This window comes from [Bacillus] caldolyticus (assembly GCF_003595605.1).
Classification (GTDB): domain Bacteria; phylum Bacillota; class Bacilli; order Bacillales; family Anoxybacillaceae; genus Geobacillus; species Geobacillus thermoleovorans.
Genome location: NZ_CP025074.1, coordinates 1,024,255 through 1,046,588 on the forward strand (window position 1 = coordinate 1,024,255; position 22,334 = coordinate 1,046,588).

Genomic DNA, 22,334 nt, shown 5'->3' on the forward strand with positions numbered 1-22,334 from the left:
GGAAGACGAAATATACAATGTAGTTCCATTTTACTTAAAAGAAAGAGGGGGCCAACTGATGAACAACAACGAACAACCGACAAAACACCGCGGCATAACGGCGGAAGATTTGCTTCGCCTCCGCTCGGTGCGCGACCCGCACTACGCGCCGGACGGAACGCGCGCCGTGTTTGTGGAAAAATCGATTGATGAGGAAAAACAATACCGCTCCCATTTATGGATATGGGCGGCAGACGGCTCCGTCCGTCCATGGACGTTCGGCCGCTGGCGCGACATGAAGCCGCGTTTTTCCCCAAGAGGTGAAATAATCGCCTTTTTATCTGACCGCTCCGGACGCACACAGCTTTGGCTGTTGCCTGCCAATGGCGGCGAAGCGCGCCAACTGACGTTTTTCAAAAACGGTGTGCGCGATTACGTTTGGTCGCCGGACGGGACGTTTCTCATCGCCCTAACGACGCTTGGCGATGATGAAACGATTGAAGACCGCGAAGAACCGGAAAAGGCAGAAGTGAAGCGAGCCGACCTGAAACCGCGCGTGGTCGAGCGGCTGTATTACAAATCAGACGCGTCGGGTTTTCTTGACGGCAAACGGGCGGTGCTCACGCGCATCGATGTGCTGTCAGGAAAAAGCGAAGCGTTGACGGGCCGCGAGGAGGAAATCGGTTCGTTTGCGATTTCGCCAAACGGACGGACGCTCGCCTTTGTCGCCAACCGAAACGAGGATCCGGACACCACCTTTACCCGCGACATCATTTTGCTCGATCTCGAGAAAAAAACAGAAACGAACTTGACGAACGGCTGCGGCGCGTTCGCTTCGCTCGCCTGGTCGCCGGACGGAACGAAGCTCGCGGCCATCGGCCATGATTTGGCTTATCTTGGGGCGACGCTTCACCGGCTTTACGTCTTTGAGCCGGAGCGTGGAACGAAGCGGGTGTTGACCGCCGATTGGGATGTCCATCTCGGCGATGCCATGGTCGGCGACATGCACGCTGATGCGAAAGGCCCGGGACCGATTTGGGCGAGCGACGGAAGCGGCCTGTATGTCACCGCCTCAGAGCGCGGACGCGTCAACTTGTATTTCGTCTCGCTCGCCGGCCCGATCGTTCCAGTGGTCGAAGGAGATTTTCATCTATACGGATTCACCGTCCATCCGAATGGACGGCAAGCCATCGCCGCCATCAGCTCGCCTACGTCCGTTGGCGATTTATATGCGGTCTCGCTTGCCGATGGAACGAAAACGCGGCTTACGCGTGCCAATGAAGCGCTCGAAAACGAAGTGGTGTTCGCCGATGCCGAACCGTTTACGTATCGATCGGCGGACGGTTTGGAGATTCAAGGCTGGATCATGAAACCGCCTGAGCTTGACGAAGGGGAAAAGGCGCCGCTTGTCGTCGAAATTCACGGCGGGCCGCATGCGATGTATGGATTTACGTTTTTCCATGAATTGCAGCTGCTCGCTTCATCCGGTTATGCCGTGCTGTTTACGAACCCGCGCGGCAGCCACGGATACGGCCAGTCGTTTGTCAATGCGGTGCGCGGCGACTATGGCGGCATGGATTATGAAGACATTATGGCTGGCGTCGACGCCGCCATCAGCAAGTTCGACTTTATTGACAAAGAACGGCTTGGCGTCACCGGCGGCAGCTACGGCGGATTTATGACGAACTGGATCGTTGGGCATACCGACCGATTCAAAGCGGCTGTCACTCAACGTTCGATTTCCAACTGGCTCAGCTTCTCTGGCGTGAGCGACATCGGCTACTTTTTCACGAAATGGGAAGTCGGCTGCGACGTTTGGGAAGACGCTGAGCGGCTTTGGCATCATTCGCCGCTCAAATACGTCAAACACGTGCGCACACCGCTGTTAATTTTGCATAGCGAGCACGATTACCGCTGCCCGATTGAGCAGGCCGAACAGCTGTTTGTCGCCTTAAAGCAGCTCGGGCGGGAAACAAAGCTCGTCCGCTTTCCGGACGCCAACCACGATTTGTCGCGCACCGGCAACCCTGCTCTTCGGCTTGAGCGTCTTCGCCATATCGTCGACTGGTTTGACCGCTATTTGAAAGGAGCATCGCATTAATCCGAAAGGAGAAACACCATGCACGCACTCGTCATCGGTGGGACAGGCATGTTAACCGACGTGTCGCTTTGGCTCGTGCGAGAAGGGTACCATGTATCCATCGTCGCCCGGAACAGGGAACGGATGGAACGGCTCATCGCCCGCGCCGCACATCTGGAGGCCATTACCCCGCTTTTGGTCGATTATCGCGATCATGATGTACTATGTTCCTTGATTCACCAAACAATCAATGAAAACAGAGCCTTCGACCTTGTTGTCGCATGGGTGCACACCGACGGGAAACAGGCGTTTCCGGCCATCATCCGGGAAAATAGCAGACATCCCGGTCCTTGGCGTCTGTTCCACGTGCTCGGCAGCCGGGCCCATCCGGCCGAGGCAAAGCGGGAACTCCGTTTGTCTTCCGCTTGCCTGTACCGGCAAATTCAGCTTGGCTTCGTGATCGAAGAGCACAGCACGCGTTGGCTCACCCATCAAGAAATCAGCAGCGGCGTCATTGACGCCATTCGGCGTGATGCGCCGTTTCATCTTGTCGGCACACTAGCATCAGAGAAGAAGCGGCCGCATTAATGGGAAGCGCCCTCTCGTTTGTACCGAGAGGGTGCTTTGTCCGCCTTTGGCGCGGATGGTTTCACGATGGAAGCAGTTCGACATAATCGCCCGTTTTCAAGCCGGCCGCGTTCGCTTCATCGGTGTCAATGTGCATATCTAACGCAAAATCTTCGCTGACGCGGACGATCACTTCGTCAAAAATGAGCGCCCGCTCCCCTTGCGTTTTCACTTTCACAACTTGTTTATCGCGGACGCCAAACGTCTCGGCATCTTTCGGCGTCATATGAATGTGGCGCTTGGCAATGATCACCCCTTTGTCGACGGTCACCGTCCCCTTCGGTCCGTGAATCGTAATGCCCGGCGTTCCGTCAATATCGCCGGATAAGCGGACCGGGGGCGCGACGCCGAGCTTGAAGCTGTCGGTTTTCGAAATTTCAAGCTGGGTGAGCGAACGAATCGGTCCGAGGACGCGGACGTTTTCAATTTTCCCTTTCGGCCCTTCGACCGTCACCGTTTCCTTGGCGGCGAACTGGCCAGGCTGCGACAACGGCTTGAGCACCGTCAGCTCGGCGCCTTCGCCAAACAGCGCCGCCATGTGTTCTTTTGATAAATGAATGTGGCGATTCGATACCCCTACTGGAACCATCAATGGTGATCTCTCCTTTTTTGCTGGCTATGGTATGTTCTTTCATATAACGTATCCATTTCCGGCAAAATTAAAGAGGCCGACCTCGCGTCAGCCCCTTGTTTTTGCCCCATATCCTAATTTTTTCAGCAGCGCAATCGCCTGCTCTTTTTCTGCCGCCGTCAGCGCCGAAACCGTTTCGTGAATTTTTTCCGCATGCTCGGGAAATACGCGCTCAATAAACCGCCGCCCCTCTTCTGTAATGGACGCGTACGTGACGCGCCGGTCCTTTTCGCAGGCGCGGCGGACGATCAATCCTTTGTTTTCCAGTTTGTCAATGACGTAGGTGATGCTCCCGCTCGCCAGCAAAATTTTTTCGCCAATTTGCTGGAGCGGCTGATCCCCTTTATGGTATAACAATTCTAACACGGCAAATTCGGTCGGATTGACCCCGAATGAGTGGATTGATTTGTTCACTTGGTCGCTTACGGCGCGGTAAGCCCGCGACAATACGATAAACAACTTTAGCGATTGCTCGAGTTCTTGCTCTTTTTGTTCCATGCCATCCAACCCTTTGCATTTAACCATTTCTTACTTGCATTATACTTGAACAGCAAACAGGCAGGCAACCGTTTTTGCCAGGCGCTGGTCCATTTTTCTCGCCAGCGGCCGTTCCTTTCGCTATGATAATTTTGTGATAGGGCAGCGCTTGGGCGATTGTCACATTTGTGGAAACGGCGCATATGAAAAAATAAAGGCTGATGAAGGGGGAATTGGATGAACGGGGTATTGACCGGCAGTGTGCTGTCCGCCTTATCGACCGGACTTGGCGCTGTGCCGATTTTGTTTATGGCCAAATCGCTCACTCACCGCTGGCGCGATGTGCTCCTCGCGTTTTCAGCCGGCATTATGATGGCGGCCTCGATGACAAGTCTTATTCCCGAGGCCCTGCGGTCCGGCGGTTTTGAGGCGCTCGCCATCGGATTGGCGGCGGGGGTGCTCGTGTTAACGTTGCTTGAGATGACCGTCCCCCATATCGACTTGGAGCATACGAAAAGCGGCTTGCAATTCGACGAAAAGGCGATGCTCATCATCGCCGCCATTGCGATGCACAATCTCCCCGAAGGGCTGTCAGTCGGGGTGAGCTACGCCTCAGACGGCGCTTCGCAAACCGGCAATTTGATCGCATTGGCCATCGGCTTGCAAAACGCGCCGGAAGGATTTTTGGTCGCCTTGTTTTTAGTCAATCAGCAGATTGGCCGCTTTAAAGCGTTTGTCATTGCCACGTTAACCGGCGCGGTCGAAATTGTGACGTCTTTGCTCGGCTTTTATTTAACCTCTCTCTTCCGCGGCCTCGTTCCATACGGGTTGGCGTTTGCCGCCGGGGCGATGCTGTTCATCATTTACAAAGAGCTCATTCCCGAAAGCCATGGCGACGGCAACGAACGGATCTCGACGTACGCCTTTATTATCGGCATTTTGTTTATGATTTTGTTAACCGAATCGTTTTAGCGGTCTCTCCTTCCGTCATCGAGGCAAGCGCTCCTCTCCATACAGACCGAAACACCCCGCTGCCTTGCCTGGCAACGGGGTGTTCTCATTATTGGACAGCCTCTTCTTTCTCTTCATACGGATGGGCGACCCAACCGGACGGGTCGATGAACAGGCGGACGGCTACGACTTGGCGGTCGTCCATGAGCGTAAAGTAGTGCGGATTCCCTTCCGGCACGGAAATGACATCGCCGGCTTCCAGCTCGACGTCAAAATAGCCGGTCTCTTTGTCGCCTTTGATAATGAAAATGCCATGGCCGGCCGTAATGGCGCGCACTTCGTCTTCTGTATGGATGTGCACTTGTTCAAATTTTTTCAGCAGTTCATCCAAGTTCGGCGTCGCATCGGACAGAGCGACGATATCCCATGTTTTGTAGCCGCGGCGCGCCGCCAAGTCTTCAATTTCATCTTTGAATGCCGCCAAAATTTCATTTTTCTCTTCATCGGTGAGCACGTATTTGTCGCGCAAATGCTCCGGCAGTTTGGCAATGTCCCAATGCTCGTACAGGACGCCTTGGCTGTTTAAAAAGGCGCGCACATTCTCCTCTCCTGTAATCACTTCACCTGTTTTTCTCACTTTGATGACGGCCATGTCAAAATCCCCCTTCTAAAAGATGTATATTAACCAACCGGCAGGCCGGCCCGTTGCAAAAGCAGCCGCTTCACCTGCCAGCTGAACAAAAACTCCCACGCTTCCAAATGTTTTTTCGCTTCAAACGCCGTTCGTCCCCAGACGGTAATGCCGTGGTTGTGGATCAACACGGCGCCGGCGTCGCCATGAACATGGTTCGCAAACTCCCGAGCCAGCGTCGGGATGTCGGCGTCATTGTTAATGATCGGGATGCGCACTGCGGCGTTTTCTTCCCAAATGCCAAACGCCTTGATGATTTCCTGGCCGGAAAAGACTGCTTCCCCGTTTGACGCATACAGTTCAGAAATCAAATTGTTGTCCACGGTATGAACGTGCAAGACGCAACCGGCGTTTGTGCGGTTGTAAATTTCCACATGCAGCAGCGTCTCCGCTGATGGCTTTAAATGTGTTTTCTCCGCTGGTCGGCCGGCAGCGTCAACGAGCAAGAAGTCCTCATCCGTTTGCTTCCGCTTATCCTTGCCGCTCGCTGTCACCAAAAACGTCAACGGGTCGTCCGTCACTTTGATCGACAAATTGCCGCTTGTTGCGAAAAACCAATCGCGGGCGGCGAGCTCGGCTTTCACTTCCGCAAGCTCGTTCCACTTTTTCACGACGATGCTCATACGATCACCTCCATTCGCTGCAACGCATCAATCACGTCAAAAAACGTTGCAAACGGCGCATGCGGCAAGCCGAGCTCTTGGCATTTTTGGAGCAGAAAATCGCGCGCCATCACGTAATCCGCTTGCTTCGCCACCGCTAAATCCGTAATCGAATCGCCGATGACGACATGGTATCCGTCCGGGCGGGCAAGCTTGCGAAGGAGCGATGGCTTGCAGCAGCCGCAGCCGTTTTGGCACTCACCGTCGCATGCATGCGGCCATGTGATGCGGATCGTCTCACCGCTGAAATCGGAGCCGTTGCAAAAAATGCGCTCCGGTTCAATGAGCCCTTCAAGCAGCGGATAGACAAAAAAGTCGATGCCGCCGCTGACGATATAAAGCGGAATGCCTCGCTCTTTCGTAAACGCGACAAACTCTCGGAATCCCGCGCGCAACCGAGCGGTGCGCCGCAGGAAATCCACAATTTCATCCTTCAACGTGGACGGAAGGAGGGAAAACATCTTCCCCACTCCTTCCTGAACAGAAATGCGCTCAGCGAGAATGTCGTCTTTTAACGCCTCCCACTCCGGCGGGGCGAACTGTTTCATAATAGCGATGATGTTGTCGTTTTCCGTAATGGTGCCGTCAAAATCACAAAAGAGAACGAGCTGTTTCGTCATGCTTCCACCTCAACGACGCCCCAGCGGTCGATCGCTTTTTGCAGCGCTTCGTTTTCTGCAGCCGCCTCACGAAGCGGACGGCCGGCCAGCACCGCGTCGATCGCCGCGCGAAACGCCCGGCCGCCCCCGATCGCCCCGTCCGGATGGCCGTGAATGCCGCCGCCGGCGTTGACGATGGTGTCAAGGCCGAAATCGCGGATGATGAGCGGCACCAATCCCGGGTGAATGCCGGCCGACGGCACCGGAAACGCCCGGGCAAACGGCTCTTGGTCGTCGGTGAGCGCCCTTGCGATGCCAAGCGCCTGCTCACGCTCCAAGGCCACGCTGCCATACGGCGACGGGAACAGGACAAAGTCGGCGCCGGCGAGCCGCAAAAGCTTTCCAAGCCAAAGCGAAGGCGCCACCCCATAAAATTCAGACGGCGTAACAGCGCCGCTGAACGCCGGGTGAGCCATAATCGGCACCACAATCTCCTCATCCTCGCGCAACGCCTGCAACACGTCAAGCCCATAAGCGAAGACGTTAAACAACAGCACATCAGCGCCAAGCTCGGCGGCTCGTTTCGCTTTGTCCTTTAACGCAAACGTTTTGCCGGTCAAGTTGACGGCATACAACGTCCGCTTGCCTGTTTGTTCGTACACTTCCTGAAGCGCCGCCTTGCCCTCGGTGATCCGCTTTTCAAACGGAAGAAGTTCGCTGTCAAACAAAATTTCATCGTCTTTGACCAGGTCAACGCCGCCGAGCGCCTGTTTTTTCAATTCCGACGTCAAGTACGCCAAATCGCGGCCGATCATGCCTTTAAAAATGCTCATCAACAGTGGGCGGTTATGCACCCCGACTCGGTCGCGAATGCCGTCGATGCCAAAGCGCGGCCCAGGAAACTGTCGCTTCCATTCATCCGGAAACTCTAAATCAAGCAGCCGCACTTCACCGTCGAGCGACAGCTTGCCGAACGTCGTGACCAACAATGCCGGCAAATCGGCGCTGAAGTTGACTGTCGGGTAGGCGATTTTGACGATCGCCCGCTTCAGCCGCTTGCCGAAATAGGCGTTTACCCGCTCGCTTTCGCCAAGCTCGTCAATAGCGACGACTTCCCCTTTATGTTTGCGAAGCTGCTCCTGCTCCAACGCCGGCAAGTCGGTCCACGTGCCGATCGTCAAGCCGAGCGCGATCCCTTCCGCCTTTTTCCGAATGTCTGTTTCATCATGAAGCAAATACGTTGCCATCACTGCACTCATCGTTCATCCCTCTCAATCTCGAAATAAAAACGCCTCTTCATAAGAAGAGGCGTCACTCATCCATGGCGCTCTTCTTATCTCTCAGCGTTTCCGCTGCAAGAATTAGCACCGTGCTTGGCGCGCGCCAAGCCGGTTGCCGGGCTTCATTGGGCTCGTCCCTCCGCCTGCTCTTGATAAGAAAGCCTGCTCGTTTATGCACTTATCAAACAATTGGCAAATTTACTTTGAATTATGACATCGCCGATTGGCGTTGTCAATCATTTTTCAAAAATTTTTTTCGAACAATCCAAGGCGGCCGATCCGCTCCGCTGCTTCGCGAAGCCGCGCTTCATCGGTCAAGAGGCCGACGCGCACATACCCTTCGCCGTGCTCGCCGAACCCGATGCCTGGGGCGACGGCGACATGCGCCCGCTCAAGCAGCATGTCGGCAAACTCAGCGGATGATATGCCTTTTGGCAGCGGAAGCCAGGCGAAAAACGACCCATATGGCGCCGGCGCTTCCCAACCGATCTCGCAGAGCGCAGCGATGAACGCATTGCGGCGCGCCTCATACAATGCGACCAACTCCGTGACACAATCTTGCGGACCAAGGAGCGCCGCGGCGGCCGCTTCCTGGATGGCGCCGAACAAGCTGACATACAAATGATCCTGCAAAAGCTCAAGCGCCCGAATGATCCGCTCGTTGCCGACGGCAAACGCCACACGCCAGCCGGCCATATTGTATGTTTTCGAAAACGTATAAATTTCGACGCCGACGTCTTTCGCCCCATCGGCTTCCAGGAAGCTGACCGGTTTCCGGCCGTCAAAGCCGATCGCTCCATAAGCGAAATCGTGCACGACGGCAATGCCGTGCTTGGCGGCAAACGCCACCGTCTCCGCGAAAAATTCCTTTGTCGCCGTCGCACCGGTCGGATTGTTCGGATAGTTTAAAAACATGAGCTTCGCTCGGTCGGCGACCGACTCCGGAATGGCTTCGTAATCCGGTAAGAATCCGTTTTCCGAAGAAAGCGGCATCATTTCCATCCGCGCGCGGGCAAGCGCGATCCCCGACCAATAGTCCGGATAGCCCGGGTCCGGGACAAGCACCACATCGCCCGGGTTGACGAGGCAAAGCGGCAGCTCGACAAGCCCGGCCTTGCCGCCGAACAAAATGGCGACTTCGCGGTCTGGATCGACGTTCACCCCGTATTCACGCGCGTAAAACGCGGCAATGGCTTCTTTCAAAAAGAAGTAGCCTTGAAATGGCGAATATTTATGGTATTTCGGATTGGCCGCCGCCCGCTGCATCGCCTCGACGATATGCTTTGGCGTCGGCTGATCCGGGTTGCCTTGCCCTAAATTGATCACGTCGCATCCGGCCTTGATTTTCTCCCCGACTTTTGCGACAAGCGAGGCGAAAAATTGCTTTGGCAGCTGCTCAAGCAGCTCGGAAAAAGGAATTTCCATCGTCATCGCCCACACCTTCTTAAAAAATTCTTGAAATTCTAGTGCAACATCATATATCGTAAAAAGCAAAATGTAAAGCAAAATTTTTTCGAGGTGAAAACTCATGACGATCCGCATCGCCTGCCTCCAGCTTGATATTGCGTTTGGCGACCCGAACGAAAACGAACGGTGCGCGGAAAGCGCCATTGAATCGGCCGTCAAGGACGGCGCGAATATCATCGTGCTGCCGGAATTATGGACGACCGGCTACGATTTGACGCGCCTAGATGAGATTGCCGACGAAGGCGCCGAACGGGCGAAAGCGTTCGCCTCCCGCCTAGCGCAAGCACACAACATCCATCTCGTCGCCGGCTCGGTCGCTAAAAAAACAACAACCGGCGTGACGAACACGATGATCGTGGCCGACCGGAGCGGTCAAATCGTCGGCGAATACAGCAAACTCCATCTGTTCCAATTAATGGATGAACATTTGTATTTGCAGCCGGGAAGCAGCTTAGGCTTGTTTTCGCTCGACGGGCTTGCATGCGCCGGGGTCATTTGCTATGACATCCGCTTTCCGGAGTGGATTCGCGCCCATGCTTTGGCTGGGGCGGAAGTGCTGTTTGTCGTCGCCGAATGGCCGCTTCCCCGCCTGCACCATTGGCGGACGCTCTTGATGGCGCGGGCGATTGAAAACCAATGCTACGTCGTCGCCTGCAACCGGGCTGGCCGCGACCCGAACAACGTCTTTGCCGGCCATTCGCTCGTCATCGACCCATGGGGCGAAGTGATCGCCGAGGCGGACGAGAAGCCGGGCATTCTCTCGGCCGACATCGATCCCGCACTCGTTGCGGACGTCCGTACGCGCATCCCGGTGTTTGCCGACCGCCGGCCGCACGACTATGAAACGGCAAAAAATTTTTTCAAAACGTATTGACAATCGATTGATCGACCATGTATCATTCGAATCAAACAACCAAACGATTGACAACATCGTGAAAATTGCAAAAACTGAATACGAGAAATCGGTACTCTTATCAAGAGTTGGCTGAGGGAATTGGCCCAATGAAGCCCAGCAACCGACCGTAATGCTATCGTGAGATAGGGCGCACGCCAAAGGCGGCGCCGGAAGCGAACCGCTTCCGCAGGGCACGGTGCTAAGTCCAACAGAAAGACCGATGTCTTTCTGAAAGATAAGAGGCGCGAAGACGATGCATCTTCGAGCCTCTTTCCGTATGCGAAAGAGGCTTTTTCATTTGCCAAAACCTAAAGGGGGAACGTGAAAATGACGATTGTCCAATCCACTGTTTACGAACCGCTCACCGAACAAAAAGCGACCGCCCTCGCCGTCCGCCTCGGCCTATTCCGAGACGGGGCGCCGCTTGTGTGCCGCGAAATCGGCGACGGAAACTTAAACTTAGTCTTTCATATCGTCGATCAGGAAACGAAGCAAGGCGTCATCATCAAACAGGCGCTCCCGTACGCGAAAGTCGTCGGCGAAAGCTGGCCGCTCACGTTAAAGCGCGCGGTTATTGAAAGCAACGCGTTGCGCACGTTTGCCAGCTATGTACCGCAATACGTGCCGAACGTCTACTATTCTGACGAATCGCTTGCCATTACCGTGATGGAAGACTTGTCCCGTCTGCAAATCGCCCGCAAAGGGTTGATCGAAGGGAAAACATTCCCGCTTTTGTCCCGGCATATCGGCGAATTTATCGCCAAAACAGCGTTTTACACATCCGATTTCGGCATGAACCAGCAAGAGAAAAAGAAATTGGCGCAAAGCTTCGTCAATCCGGAGCTGTGCAAAATCACCGAAGATCTCGTCTTCACCGATCCATTTTTCGACCATGACACGAACAACTTCGAAGACGAGCTGCGGCCGGACGTCGAAACGCTTTGGAATGACGACCGCCTCCGTTTGGAAGCGGCGAAGTTGAAGCGCAAGTTTTTAACCGAAGCCGATGTGCTTCTGCATGGCGATTTGCATACCGGCAGCATTTTCGCAAGCACCGACGAAACGAAAGTAATCGACCCGGAATTCGCCTTTTACGGCCCGATCGGCTTTGACCTTGGGCAGTTTTTCGCCAACTTGCTGTTAAATGCGTTGTCCCGCCCTGACGTTGAGCGCCAACCGCTCTTTGATCACATCGACCGGACCTGGGACGTCTTTGCGTCCATATTCTCGGAGCTTTGGCGCACCAAAAGCATCGAGACGTACGCCGCAACACCGGGCTTGCTTGACGAAGTGCTCCGGCATGCGTTCATCGATGCTGTCGGCTTTGCCGGCTGCGAAGTCATCCGCCGGACGATCGGCCTCGCCCATGTGGCCGACCTTGACGGCATCGAGCAGAAAGAAGCCCGCCTTGCCGCCAAACGACACGCGCTCCGCCTCGGCCGCCGCCTAATTGTCGAGCGCAACGAGCTGACCGGAACGGACGGCTTCCGCCGAGTGTTTGCAGAAACCGAATAGTAACACGGCGACGACCGGCCCAGTGCCGGCCCGGATCAACGGAAAATGTGAAAAGAAAGGAAGACGACGATGGACACCTTTGCCATCCCGCGCTCTGTCGAGTGGCGCGAGACGCATATCACGATTTTAAACCAACAAAAATTGCCATTAGCAACAGAATATATCGACCTGCATACGCTTGAAGACGTGTACGATGCGATCGCCTCGCTGAAAGTGCGCGGAGCGCCGGCGATCGGCATCACCGCCGCTTATGGTCTGGCGCTCGCCGCCTCGCATTATAAAGCGGAAACGGTCCACGAGTTCCATAGCCGCCTAAAGCAAGACCGCGATTATTTGGCAAGCGCCCGCCCGACGGCCGTCAATTTGGTTTGGGCGCTTGACCGGCTCACTGCCGCCGCCAAAGACGCCGCCTCGGTCAACGAAGCGAAAACGGCGCTTATTCACGAGGCGATCCGCATCCAAATCGAGGACGAAGATGTCTGCCGCCGCATCGGCGAACATGCGTTATCGCTTTTTCGCCCAGGCGACCGGGTGATGACGATTTGCAACGCCGGCTCGATCGCCACCGCCCGCTACGGCACGGCGCTCGCCCCGTTTTATTTGGCGAAAGAGAAAGGGATCGAGTTATCCGTGTACGCCCTTGAGACGCGCCCCGTTTTGCAAGGAGCGCGTCTGACCGCCTGGGAGCTGATGCAAGCAGGCGTCGACGTCACGCTTATTACGGACAACATGGCGGCGCAAACGATCAAAGCGAAAGGGATTCGCGCCATTATCGTCGGCGCCGACCGGATCGCACAAAACGGCGATACAGCGAACAAAATCGGCACGTTCGGCCTCGCCTTGCTCGCCAAATCGTTTGGCATTCCGTTTTACGTCGCCGCACCGTTGTCCACCATCGATTTGGCGACAAAGACAGGGGCAGACATCCCGATTGAAGAGCGCCATCCGGATGAAGTGACCCATCTGGCCGGCGTGCGCGTCGCCCCGGAAGGCGTCAACGTGTATAACCCGGCGTTTGACGTGACGCCAAACGAACTGATTACCGCGATCATTACCGAAAAAGGCATCGTCCGCGGCAGCTACAGCGCGGCACTGCCAGCGTTATTTGCAAAGGAGGAGCAGCATGAAACGATTTAAGGCCTTATCGTTCCTTTCTCTTCTTTTCTTTGCCGTGTTCTCCGTCTTGGCCGGCTGCACGAACGAGCAAGACGCCGTGAGCTCTAAGCCGGCCAACGAAACGAAGCAAACGGCCATCCAAGGCGACACCGTCTCATCCAACAGCCAAACCGCATCGAGCAGCGAACAGGCGGCCATCCCGGAGAAGCTGAAAAAACCGGTGAAGATCGCCGCCATTATGCAAATGTCCATCGGCACGTTCTCGTCGCAATACATCGCCGGCGTTAAAGAACAAGTGCAAAAGTTCGGCGGCGAAGTGCAAATTTACAACGCCGACAACGACTTGACGAAAATGGCCTCATACGTAGAAACGGCCATCACGCAAAACGTTGATGCCATTCTGCTTGATCACGGCCGCGCTGATGCGCTCGAAGGCCCGGTGAAAAAAGCGGTTGAAAAAGGCATCCCGGTCGTCGCCTTTGACAACGATTTGAACGTTCCCGGCGTCACCGTCATCGACCAAGACGACTACAGCCTCGCCTGGAAAACGTTAAAAACACTCGCCGAAGATTTAAATGGAGAGGGCAACATCGTCACGATTTGGGTCGGCGGTTTTACTCCAATGGAGCGGCGCCACGTCATTTATGAGGCGTTCAAAAAACGCTATCCGAACATAAAAGAAGTCGCCAAGTTCGGTACGGCGAGCGCCAACACGGCTTTGGACACGCAAACGCAAATGGAGGCCATTTTGAAAAAATATCCGAACAAAGGCGACATTGACGCCGTCTTCGCAACTTGGGACGAGTTCGCCAAAGGAGCGACGCGCGCCATCGAGCAAGCCGGGCGTACGGAAATCAAAGTATACGGCATCGATTTGAGTGACGAAGACTTGCAAATGATCCAAAAACCGAACAGTCCGTGGGTGGCGACAACAGCGACGGATCCGGCGGAAGTCGGCCGCGTTCAGGTGCGGTTCGCCTATCAAAAAATCGCCGGCGAGAAAACGCCGAACATTTACTCGCTCGAGCCGCATTTAGTAAAACGGACCGACTTGCCCGATAAGCAAGTATCGATGAACGAGCTTTCGCAATACATCCTGGGCTGGGGGCAATCGAACGTCGCCATCTCGCCATGGATGAAAACGTTGGAAGCTCAGGTGAACAAAAAATGAACAGGCTGTCAATGCGAGGCATTGAAAAATCGTTTGGCGCGGTGCGCGTGCTTGACGGCGTGGACTTTTCCGTCCGTCCAGGCGAAGTCCACGCCCTTTTGGGCATGAACGGCGCCGGCAAAAGCACGCTCATGAACATTTTGGCCGGCGCCATTCCTCCCGACGCCGGCACGATCACGATCGATGGCGTCAACTGCACCTTTTCGTCGCCGCTTGACGCGAAACGAGCCGGCATCGGCTTCGTCGTCCAAGAGGTCGACACGGCGCTTTTCCCAGGATTGCCCGTTTACGAAAACTTGGCGGCCGATGAGCTCGCTGATGTGAAGAAACAGCCGATCCGCTCGCTGCGCCGGGAAAAAGAACGGGCCGCTGCTCTGCTTCGCCGCGTCGGCCTTGCCATTTCGCCGGCAAAGCTCGTGCGCGACTGCTCGCTCCATGAAAAACAGCTGATCGTGCTCGCCAAAGTGTTGTCATCGAATGCGCGCTACATCATTTTGGACGAACCGACCGCCGCCTTGAGCGAAGCCGAAACGAAGCGGCTGTTTGCCATCATCACGGAACTGAAACAGCAAGGCGTCGGCTTTATTTACATCTCTCATAAACTGAAAGAAGTGCAGGAAATCGCCGACCGGCTGACGATTTTGCGCGACGGCCGCGTCGTCTACCATGGTTCCGCCCGCGGTTTGCCGCTTGAAGACATCGTCCTTCATATGACCGGAACAAGGCGAGCCGCCGCCATGAAACAAACGCGCGCGCATGGAAGCGACATCGCGTTTGCCGCCCGCGGAATTTTGATCGACAAAACCGGGACAACAGTCGACCTATACGCCCACCGCGGCGAAATCGTCGGCATCGCCGGCTTGGTCGGCGCCGGCAAGACGGAGCTTGCCGAAAGCCTCATCGCCCACCGGAACACATCCGGCGAGTGGGAAATTGATGGCAGACGCTATGTGTTCTCATCGCCTTATGAAGCCATCGACGCCGGCCTTTGTCTCATTCCGGAAGAACGGCGCAAACAAGGGCTGTTCTTGCCCGAGTCAGTGAAAACCAACATCACCGTCCGCCTCCTTTCCCGGCTGTCGCGCTGGCAATGGATCAGCCGGAGGAAGGAAACGGACGCCGCCGACGAACTTGTCCGCTCGCTCGGCATCCATCCGCCGTCGCCTTCGACCGCTGTCCGCCACTTAAGCGGCGGCAACCAGCAGAAAGTCGTCATCGGCAAATGGCTGAACACAAACGCGCGTGTTTTTCTATTCGACGAGCCTACGAAAGGAATCGATGTCCACGCCAAACAAGAGGTGTTTTCCATCATCCGTGCTCTCGCCGATGAAGGAAAAACAGTACTATATTTTTCGAGTGAATTTCACGAGCTTCTTGAGGTGTGCGACACCATCTACATCATGGCTGACGGCCGGCTGCTCACCCGCCTGCCGGCCGCAGAACTAACCTATGAACAGCTTGTGTACTATTGCAGCGGAGGTGAGATCGATGAGCCAGCCAGCCGTTTCCACAGCGCCGTCGAAAAAAGCGGCGCCGTTCATTCTTGAATTTTTGTATAAACATGGCACACTGCTTGCCATTTTGGCTGTAATCGCCTATTTTGGCCTGACACAAGACCGGTTTTTCACCTATGAAAACTTCAGCGACATTTTGCGTTCCATTTCCATCGTCACCTTGGTGGCCATTGGCATTACATTTTCGCTCATCGTCGACGGCTTCGATTTGTCGGTCGGTTCGACAGTGAGCTTGGCGACGATTGCCAGTGCAGCGGCGCTTGTCTTGCATCGCCAAGAAATTTTCGTCACCTTGCTCGTGCCGCTGTTGCTCGGCGTCGCCGTCGGGCTGCTTAATTCGTTATTGATCGTCAAATTCAAACTGCCCGATTTGCTCGCCACGTTGGCGACGATGTACGCGATCAACGGCGTGCAGCTTACGTATACAAAAGGATTTTCGATTTATAACGACATGCCGCTGCCTGATGGCGGCACGGCGCCGGGCAAATTTATTCCTTCCTTTTTATTTATCGGCCAAGGGGAGCTGTTTGGCGTGCCGTTTTCGGTCTTGCTCATGCTCGTTGTCGTCATGGCCGCCCACTTGTTTTTAACATACACCAAACCTGGCCGTCTCTTTTATTTAACGGGTGAAAACCGGGAAGCGGCACGGCTCTCTGGCATCCCAGTCAACCGTTACCGGACGTATGCGTACGTCATCAGCGGCTTTTTCGCCGCCTTGGGGGGCATCGTGCTCGCCTCGCGCATCGGCACCGGGCAAGTGTCGGCCGGCGCCTCGCTTTTAATGGACAGCGTCGCCGCCGCCTACATCGGCTTTTCCGTCTTTGGCGCCGGCAAGCCGAACGTCATCGGCACATTGTTCGGCTCGATTTTAATGGGCGTGTTGCTGAACGGCTTGACGATGGCAAACGTTCCGTATTACGCCCAAGACATTATAAAAGGCGCCATTTTAGTCGGCGCCCTCGCCTTGTCGCATTGGCAAAAAAAATAACGCCCGATCTCTGCCCCCGTGGATGGCAATCCTCGGGGGCAGACGCGTTTTTCTAGGCAAGCCGTCAGCCTCTTTTTCCGCCTGCTTCATTGCAGCATCCGCATACAACGCCTTCCAAACCCTTTGCCTGTTCCACGAACGCAAGAGCGTCATCTACGTAAGCGGCGCTCAAGCTCCAACAGCTTCGCCTTCACATCGGTGCGGCTTCCAGCATAGCCAATGAGAGCGCCGTTTTTGCCGACAACGCGGTGGCACGGAACGAGAATCGACAGTTCATTCGCCCGGTTTGCCTGACCGACGGCGCGCACCGCTTTCGGGCGGCCGATTTGCGCGGCGATGTCAGCGTATGTCGCCGTCTCGCCGTACGGAATGCGGCAAAGCGCCGCCCACACCTCTTCTTGGAAGGCAGTTCCCTTCCACTTCAGCGGCAAGTCAAATGCTTGGCGTCGACCGTGGAAATACTCATCCAGCTGCCTAAGCGCGCGTTCAAGAAGCGGCGACCAGCTTTTGACAGCCGGATGTTCGCCGGCGAACGCGCGCCATTCTTCTGGAAACAGCTCGACTTTGACAATCGCATCGCCGTCGGAGGCGATGTAAATGTCGCCGAGCAGCTCTGAGCGGTATACTGCATATTCAATCGTCATCGTCGTCCTCCCTTTCCATTCGTTCGATCGGCAGCGTGATATGGAACGTCGTGCCGACGCCGACTTCGCTTTCCACTTCAATTTTCCCTTGGTGCTCTTCTATGATTTTATAGCTGACCATCAAGCCGAGGCCGGTGCCGCGTTCTTTCGTCGTATAAAACGGCTCGCCAAGCTTTTTGATTTTATCTTTTGGAATGCCGCATCCCTGGTCGGTGATGGAGATGCGCACATAGCACCCGGCGCGGGTGATGCGCACCGTAATGTCCCCGCCTTTTGGCATCACTTCGATGGCGTTTTTCAAAATATTGATGAACACTTGCTTCAACTGATTCGGCTCGCAATACACCGGCGGCAGCCCGCGCTCGAAGTCGGCGATGATTTGCACGTTGTGCATCATCGCTTGGGCGCTGATCAAATCGATCGTGTCTTGCATAATTTTGCAGATATCATTTTGTTTGTACTGCACCGCCTGGGGCTTCGCCAGGACCAGAAACTCGGTGATGATCGACTCAATCCGTTTCAATTCCGACATAATGACATTAAAATACATCGAATAGTCGCCGTCAATGCTTCCTTGCAACAGCTGAATGAAACCCTTTAGCGCCGTCATCGGATTGCGGATTTCATGGGCGATGCCGGCGGCCAATTCCCCGACGACGTTGAGCGTATCCGACTTGCGCAGCTGCAGCTCCATCTCCTTGCGCTCGGTCACATCGCGCAGCATCATCATCCCGACGCCGGGAATCACTTCCTTTTTCAGTGAAAACTCAATAATTCTCCCTTTTCCCTCGTCGAAAAATTCGACCTCGCCGCTCGCTTCGCCGGTGCGTTGGCATTGTTGAAGCAGCTTGTTGAGCTGGCGGCGCGCCCGCTCCGGAACGAGCTCGACCACCATTTGGCCAAGCAGCGCCTCCTTTTCGACGGAAAAAATGCCGCAGACAACCGGATTGGCGTCGATGATCCGATGCTTGGCATCCCAAAGCAAAATACCATCCATCGCATGATCGAAAATGCTCCGGAACTTTTGCTCGCTTTCGCGCAGCTCGCGCTCGATTTTCCGCAGCTCGCTCACGTTGCGGAAAATTGTCAAATGGTAGCCGTCAATCGCCCCTTTTTTCATCGTAAACTCAAGCTGTTTCTGTTCGCCGTTTGGCATATGGAACGTCAGCTCATCGCGAATTTCCCCTTTTTGGCGGAACTCGCTGAAAATGCGTTTCACCTTTTCGTCCCCATAGTCGACAAAATCAAACAAATTGCGGCGCACAAGCAAATTCAAAGGCAGCTCAAACGTCCGGCTCGCGGCCGGATTGGCGTTCAATATGTAGCCAAAATCATCCCAAATGAGAATCGCCTCATGCGCTTGTTCGAAAATAGCCCGGAACCGTTCTTCGCTTTTTTGCAACTTGATTTCCATATTTTTTCTTTCTGTCACATCGCGCATAATGGCCATGTAAAACCCGCTATAGACGTTGGAAGTCGCCGTCAGCTCAAACATTTTCACCGTTCCGTCCGGGCGGACAAGCGACAACTCGCCTTTGGCCGTTCCCTTTTCTTTCACTTCCGCGAGCAGCCGAGCGAACTCATTGGCGCATTCGCGGGCGACGAACTGCTGAAACGACAAATTGAGCAGTTTTCCTTTTTCCAAGTTCAAGCTCATCGAAAACGCCGGATTGACATCGATAAACCACCCAAATTCATCGAAAATGACGATGCCGTCGACGGCGCGGTTGAATACGTCGCGAAACAAAAACTCATGAATGATTCGTTCGCGCTCAAGCGCCTTATGAGCCGAAACGTCGCGCATCATCACGAGGTCAAATTCATGAAACACGTCTTTTTTTATCGAAAATTCGATATGCTTCACTTTGCCGTCCGGCAGCTTAATGAGCAGCTCGTCGCTGAACGAGCCGAACTTTTGAAGCATCGACTGCTGAAACAGCAAAATATCCGGCGGCACGAGCTCCAAAAACGAGGAAAGCGAACGGCCGATCAAGTCAAACTTATCCATCTCAAACAGCTTGCACGCCGCTTCGTTCACATCGACAAACTCGCCGTTTTTATTTAAAATGACAATGGCGTCGAGCGATCGCTCGAAAATGACGGAATAACTGTTGAGCCGCTCCTTTAGGCGACGATTTTCCTCTTCAAGCAGCCGCACATCCGGCGTCGCATTTTGTCCTTCCCGAGGAGAAAGGCTTTGGGCCATATCCATCTCTCCTTGTCTATTCAAACCATTCAACGAAATATATATTCGATGTGGAAAAATTTACTCCTCCCTTGATTTACGAAGATTTTTTAAAATTCTTTTCCACAATGTTCGACAAGTTTTTCTGCTTTTTCATTTGGCTAAACTGCATGATAGTCAACTCTCCCCCCTCGCTTAAAGCCAAATGAAAGCTTCCAATTGCATCTATAAATTATAGACAAAGGAGTTTTGCTGCTATATTATAGACAAAGGGGTTTTGTTGCGATGAACATCGTCTGTGCGACATTGAATGCCAAATACATTCATATGAATTTAGCCATCCGCTATTTAAAAGCATACGCTCAGCCCGAATTTGACGTCAAGCTTGTTGAGTATACGATCAAAGACCCGGTGCTGAACATTGTGACTGATTTGTACCAACGCCGTCCGGATGTCATCGGCTTCAGCTGCTACATTTGGAACATTGAAGAAACGATCAAAGTCGTCAAGCTGTTGAAAAAAGCAGCGCCGAATATTGTCATCGTCGCCGGCGGACCGGAAGTGTCGTACGATGTGCGTGAATGGATGGAGCGGGTGCCGGAATTGGATTTTATCGTCATCGGTGAAGGGGAAGAAACGTTTAAACAGCTGCTTTTCGCTTTAGACGGCCATGGAGACGTCCGTGATGTCGCCGGGCTCGCGTTTCGCGACGGGGGCCGCATTGTCATCAATCCGCAGCGAAACAAAGTCCGCCTTGCCGACATGCCGTCGCCGTTTCGCTTTCCGGAAGACATTCCCCATCTTCCGAACCGGGTCGTGTATGTTGAAACGAGCCGCGGCTGCCCATTCAGCTGCCAATTTTGCCTGTCCTCGATCGAAGTCGGCGTCCGCTACTTTGACCGCGAAAAAATCAAAGACGACTTGCGCTACTTAATGCGGCACGGGGCGCGGACGATCAAGTTCGTCGACCGGACGTTCAACATCAGCCGCAGCTATGCGATGGACATGTTTCGCTTTTTAATTGATGAACATGTGCCCGGAACAGTATTTCAATTTGAAATTACCGCCGACATCATGCGTCCCGAGGTGATCGAGTTTTTAAACCGCGAAGCGCCGCCCGGCCTGTTCCGCTTTGAAATCGGCGTCCAGTCGACGAACGACGAAGTGAATCGGCTCATTATGCGCAAACAAAACTTCGCCAAACTTTCGCGAACGGTAACGATGATTAAAGAGGGCGGGAAAATCGCCCAACATTTGGATTTGATCGCCGGTCTTCCCGAAGAAGACTACAACTCGTTCCGAAAGACGTTTAACGACGTATTCGCCCTCCGTCCGGAAGAACTGCAGCTTGGCTTTTTGAAACTGCTGCGCGGCACTGGGTTGCGCCTGCGCGCCCATGAATACGGCTACGTCTATATGGATCATGCGCCGTATGAAGTGCTCGCCAACAACGTCTTGTCGTTTGATGACGTCATCCGCATCAAGCAAGTGGAAGACGTGCTTGAAAAATATTGGAACGCCCATCGAATGGACGAAACGATCGAGTACTTGGTGACCGATGTGTTCCCGTCGCCGTTTGACTTCTTCCAGCAGTTTGGCACGTATTGGGATGAGCGCGGCTGGGCGCGCATCGGCCACCAACTGGAAGACTTGTTCCGCCGCCTGCATGAGTTTTTACGTACGTGTGCGCCAGATGCCCTGCCTGTCGCCGAATCGCTCATGAAATACGACTACTTGCGCAACCAAAAATACAAACCGCGCAAGCCGTGGTGGAATGAGAAAACGGACAAAACGGCGCGCACGGCCGTCTACCGTGCGCTGCTCGAACGGCCCGAGGCGCTCGGAGCGGATTTTGCCGCCCTTGGGCTCGGGGAAAAGGAATTGTTTAAACATACGGTCGTGGAAATCGTGCCGGTTGATGTCGGCCGCTATATCGCCGCGAAGCAGCTCTCGTTTGCGCCAACCGTCATCGTCGCCTATTTTGATCCGTCCGGAACCGGCGCAACGCTGTTTTCCGCGCCGCTGTCCGCCTTGTCCGCTTCGGCATCCGCCTAACGGCCAAACGCCGGAGGCACGGCTTTTTTGTGCACCACGTGAAAAAGCAGGGAGCGTTATCCCTGCTTTTTTCGTTCCTTTTCATTTTCTTTCGCCCGTTTTTGTTCCTCCATGATCCAAAGCGGCTCGTGGGCAGCGAAATCGCCCCATTCAAACGCCGTTTCTTCATTCGTTCGAGCGGGCCGCTTCTTATGCTCTTTCCCCATCCCCGCCTCCTTGCCGCCCTTTTTTCGAATTGCGGTTCGCGCCGCGGATCATGTCCTCCTCGCCGGCATATTGTGCCGCAAATTCGGTATCCGGCAAGCTTTCCGTTGGCGTTTTATTGTTGTTTTTCGCTGCGTCAAATTTCACTTTTCGCTTCATCATCGTTTCGTCTCCTCCTCATCAACCGTTTTCCGCTCATAAGCGACAAGCACAATTTCTTCTCCTGTTTCTTCACGCAGCCGCTGTTCAAGCTGCTGCAGCTGGCGGAGCGTCCCGTCATGGAGACGGGCGACCGGGAACGCTACATTGTTCACCCGCATCCTCCTTCCCACATTTTTTCTTATCGTGTCTCGGCCGCACTGCCTTTATGCATCGCTAGAACGTTACGGCTTGAGCACGACTTTAATACAGCCGTCTTTCTTTTCGTCGAAAATTTCGTATGCGTATTGCGCCTCATCAAGCGGCAGGCGATGGGTAATGATATCGGTCGGATCGAACTTCCCTTCCACGATCCACTCGTATAACGTCGGAATGTAATGAATGACCGGCGCCTGCCCCATTTTCAGCGTAATGTTGCGCGAAAGCACGCGCAAATATTCAGCT

Annotated in this window: 22 protein-coding genes, 1 pseudogene and 2 riboswitches; of the genes and pseudogenes, 10 read left to right on the forward strand and 13 right to left on the reverse strand. The window is 54.5% G+C overall.

Going from position 1 to position 22,334, the window contains the following annotated elements; translation table 11 throughout:
• Positions 1-58 precede the first annotated feature (58 nt).
• Both CWI35_RS05340 and CWI35_RS05345 read left to right on the forward strand, forming a co-directional pair.
• The gene (locus tag CWI35_RS05340) at positions 59-2,080 is read left to right on the forward strand and encodes a S9 family peptidase (protein WP_119877552.1); all 2,022 of its coding nucleotides are present in this window, start codon (positions 59-61) and stop codon (positions 2,078-2,080) included.
• 18 nt (positions 2,081-2,098) lie between these two features.
• Positions 2,099-2,647 carry a short-chain dehydrogenase gene (locus tag CWI35_RS05345; protein WP_119877553.1) on the forward strand — a complete coding sequence of 183 codons (549 nt, stop codon included), beginning with the start codon at positions 2,099-2,101 and terminating at the stop codon, positions 2,645-2,647.
• A 61-nt stretch (positions 2,648-2,708) separates the two neighbouring features.
• Here CWI35_RS05345 and CWI35_RS05350 read toward each other — a convergent pair whose 3' ends face one another.
• Both CWI35_RS05350 and CWI35_RS05355 read right to left on the reverse strand, forming a co-directional pair.
• Entirely contained in the window at positions 2,709-3,275 is a 567-nt protein-coding gene (locus CWI35_RS05350; protein WP_119877554.1) for a phosphate propanoyltransferase, read from the reverse strand.
• Between the two features lie 90 nt (positions 3,276-3,365).
• Positions 3,366-3,815, reverse strand: a complete 450-nt coding sequence (locus tag CWI35_RS05355; RefSeq protein WP_014195273.1) for a MarR family winged helix-turn-helix transcriptional regulator — start codon at positions 3,813-3,815, stop codon at positions 3,366-3,368.
• A gap of 216 nt (positions 3,816-4,031) precedes the next feature.
• Here CWI35_RS05355 and CWI35_RS05360 point away from each other — a divergent pair, with 216 nt between their 5' ends.
• Positions 4,032-4,766, forward strand: a complete 735-nt coding sequence (locus CWI35_RS05360; RefSeq protein WP_100659710.1) for a ZIP family metal transporter — start codon at positions 4,032-4,034, stop codon at positions 4,764-4,766.
• Positions 4,767-4,854: 88 nt separating this feature from the next.
• Here the strand turns inward: CWI35_RS05360 and CWI35_RS05365 are convergent, their stop codons facing one another.
• From CWI35_RS05365 to CWI35_RS05385, 5 genes are all read right to left on the reverse strand, one after another.
• On the reverse strand, positions 4,855-5,397 hold the full coding sequence (locus CWI35_RS05365) for a 1,2-dihydroxy-3-keto-5-methylthiopentene dioxygenase (protein WP_033011862.1): 543 nt from the start codon (positions 5,395-5,397) through the stop codon (positions 4,855-4,857).
• A 29-nt stretch (positions 5,398-5,426) separates the two neighbouring features.
• Positions 5,427-6,059, reverse strand: a complete 633-nt coding sequence (locus CWI35_RS05370; protein WP_015374252.1) for a methylthioribulose 1-phosphate dehydratase — start codon at positions 6,057-6,059, stop codon at positions 5,427-5,429.
• Positions 6,056-6,718, reverse strand: coding sequence for a 2-hydroxy-3-keto-5-methylthiopentenyl-1-phosphate phosphatase (gene mtnX / locus CWI35_RS05375; protein ID WP_014195271.1), 663 nt, complete (start codon positions 6,716-6,718; stop codon positions 6,056-6,058). Before mtnX ends, CWI35_RS05370 begins: the two co-directional genes overlap by 4 nt.
• Entirely contained in the window at positions 6,715-7,956 is a 1,242-nt protein-coding gene (gene mtnW, locus CWI35_RS05380; protein WP_023634094.1) for a 2,3-diketo-5-methylthiopentyl-1-phosphate enolase, read from the reverse strand. Before mtnW ends, mtnX begins: the two co-directional genes overlap by 4 nt.
• A 71-nt stretch (positions 7,957-8,027) precedes the next feature.
• Positions 8,028-8,136, reverse strand: a riboswitch (SAM riboswitch).
• Positions 8,137-8,220: 84 nt separating this feature from the next.
• On the reverse strand, positions 8,221-9,408 hold the full coding sequence (locus tag CWI35_RS05385; RefSeq protein WP_011230453.1) for a pyridoxal phosphate-dependent aminotransferase: 1,188 nt from the start codon (positions 9,406-9,408) through the stop codon (positions 8,221-8,223).
• A 97-nt stretch (positions 9,409-9,505) separates the two neighbouring features.
• On the opposite strand from CWI35_RS05385, the gene CWI35_RS05390 reads away from it, so the two are divergent.
• From CWI35_RS05390 to CWI35_RS05415, 6 genes are all read left to right on the forward strand, one after another.
• Positions 9,506-10,318, forward strand: coding sequence for a carbon-nitrogen family hydrolase (locus CWI35_RS05390; RefSeq protein ID WP_011230452.1), 813 nt, complete (start codon positions 9,506-9,508; stop codon positions 10,316-10,318).
• Positions 10,319-10,412: 94 nt separating this feature from the next.
• Positions 10,413-10,581, forward strand: a riboswitch (SAM riboswitch).
• 85 nt (positions 10,582-10,666) lie between these two features.
• Positions 10,667-11,854: an S-methyl-5-thioribose kinase gene (mtnK, locus tag CWI35_RS05395; RefSeq protein ID WP_033015813.1), complete on the forward strand. Its 1,188-nt coding sequence runs from the start codon at positions 10,667-10,669 to the stop codon at positions 11,852-11,854.
• Between the two features lie 69 nt (positions 11,855-11,923).
• Entirely contained in the window at positions 11,924-12,991 is a 1,068-nt protein-coding gene (mtnA, locus tag CWI35_RS05400) for an S-methyl-5-thioribose-1-phosphate isomerase (protein ID WP_033011870.1), read from the forward strand.
• Positions 12,978-14,141 (forward strand): sugar ABC transporter substrate-binding protein, encoded by a 1,164-nt coding sequence (locus CWI35_RS05405; RefSeq protein WP_119877555.1) that lies wholly within the window; start codon positions 12,978-12,980, stop codon positions 14,139-14,141. The genes mtnA and CWI35_RS05405 overlap by 14 nt, the downstream gene beginning before the upstream one ends.
• Positions 14,138-15,688: a sugar ABC transporter ATP-binding protein gene (locus CWI35_RS05410; RefSeq protein WP_119877556.1), complete on the forward strand. Its 1,551-nt coding sequence runs from the start codon at positions 14,138-14,140 to the stop codon at positions 15,686-15,688. The genes CWI35_RS05405 and CWI35_RS05410 overlap by 4 nt, the downstream gene beginning before the upstream one ends.
• Complete coding sequence (locus CWI35_RS05415; RefSeq protein ID WP_119877557.1) at positions 15,630-16,643, forward strand: ABC transporter permease; 1,014 nt, start codon at positions 15,630-15,632, stop codon at positions 16,641-16,643. The genes CWI35_RS05410 and CWI35_RS05415 overlap by 59 nt, the downstream gene beginning before the upstream one ends.
• A gap of 149 nt (positions 16,644-16,792) precedes the next feature.
• Here CWI35_RS05415 and CWI35_RS05420 read toward each other — a convergent pair whose 3' ends face one another.
• Positions 16,793-17,287: a methylated-DNA--[protein]-cysteine S-methyltransferase gene (locus CWI35_RS05420; RefSeq protein ID WP_011230446.1), complete on the reverse strand. Its 495-nt coding sequence runs from the start codon at positions 17,285-17,287 to the stop codon at positions 16,793-16,795.
• On the reverse strand, positions 17,277-19,493 hold the full coding sequence (locus tag CWI35_RS05425) for a PAS domain-containing sensor histidine kinase (protein WP_119877558.1): 2,217 nt from the start codon (positions 19,491-19,493) through the stop codon (positions 17,277-17,279). The genes CWI35_RS05420 and CWI35_RS05425 overlap by 11 nt, the downstream gene beginning before the upstream one ends.
• Positions 19,494-19,757: 264 nt before the next feature.
• On the opposite strand from CWI35_RS05425, the gene CWI35_RS05430 reads away from it, so the two are divergent.
• Complete coding sequence (locus CWI35_RS05430; RefSeq protein ID WP_119877559.1) at positions 19,758-21,527, forward strand: B12-binding domain-containing radical SAM protein; 1,770 nt, start codon at positions 19,758-19,760, stop codon at positions 21,525-21,527.
• A gap of 56 nt (positions 21,528-21,583) precedes the next feature.
• Here the strand turns inward: CWI35_RS05430 and CWI35_RS18215 are convergent, their stop codons facing one another.
• The 4 genes and pseudogenes from CWI35_RS18215 to CWI35_RS05435 all read right to left on the reverse strand — a co-directional run.
• Complete coding sequence (locus CWI35_RS18215) at positions 21,584-21,733, reverse strand: hypothetical protein (protein ID WP_162839644.1); 150 nt, start codon at positions 21,731-21,733, stop codon at positions 21,584-21,586.
• Positions 21,717-21,893, reverse strand: a complete 177-nt coding sequence (locus tag CWI35_RS18220; RefSeq protein WP_158522903.1) for a hypothetical protein — start codon at positions 21,891-21,893, stop codon at positions 21,717-21,719. Before CWI35_RS18220 ends, CWI35_RS18215 begins: the two co-directional genes overlap by 17 nt.
• Entirely contained in the window at positions 21,890-22,045 is a 156-nt protein-coding gene (locus CWI35_RS18225) for a hypothetical protein (protein ID WP_162837025.1), read from the reverse strand. The genes CWI35_RS18220 and CWI35_RS18225 overlap by 4 nt, the downstream gene beginning before the upstream one ends.
• A 69-nt stretch (positions 22,046-22,114) precedes the next feature.
• Positions 22,115-22,315: pseudogene (locus tag CWI35_RS05435) on the reverse strand (glutathione-dependent formaldehyde dehydrogenase); the annotation flags it as partial.
• Positions 22,316-22,334 lie beyond the last annotated feature (19 nt).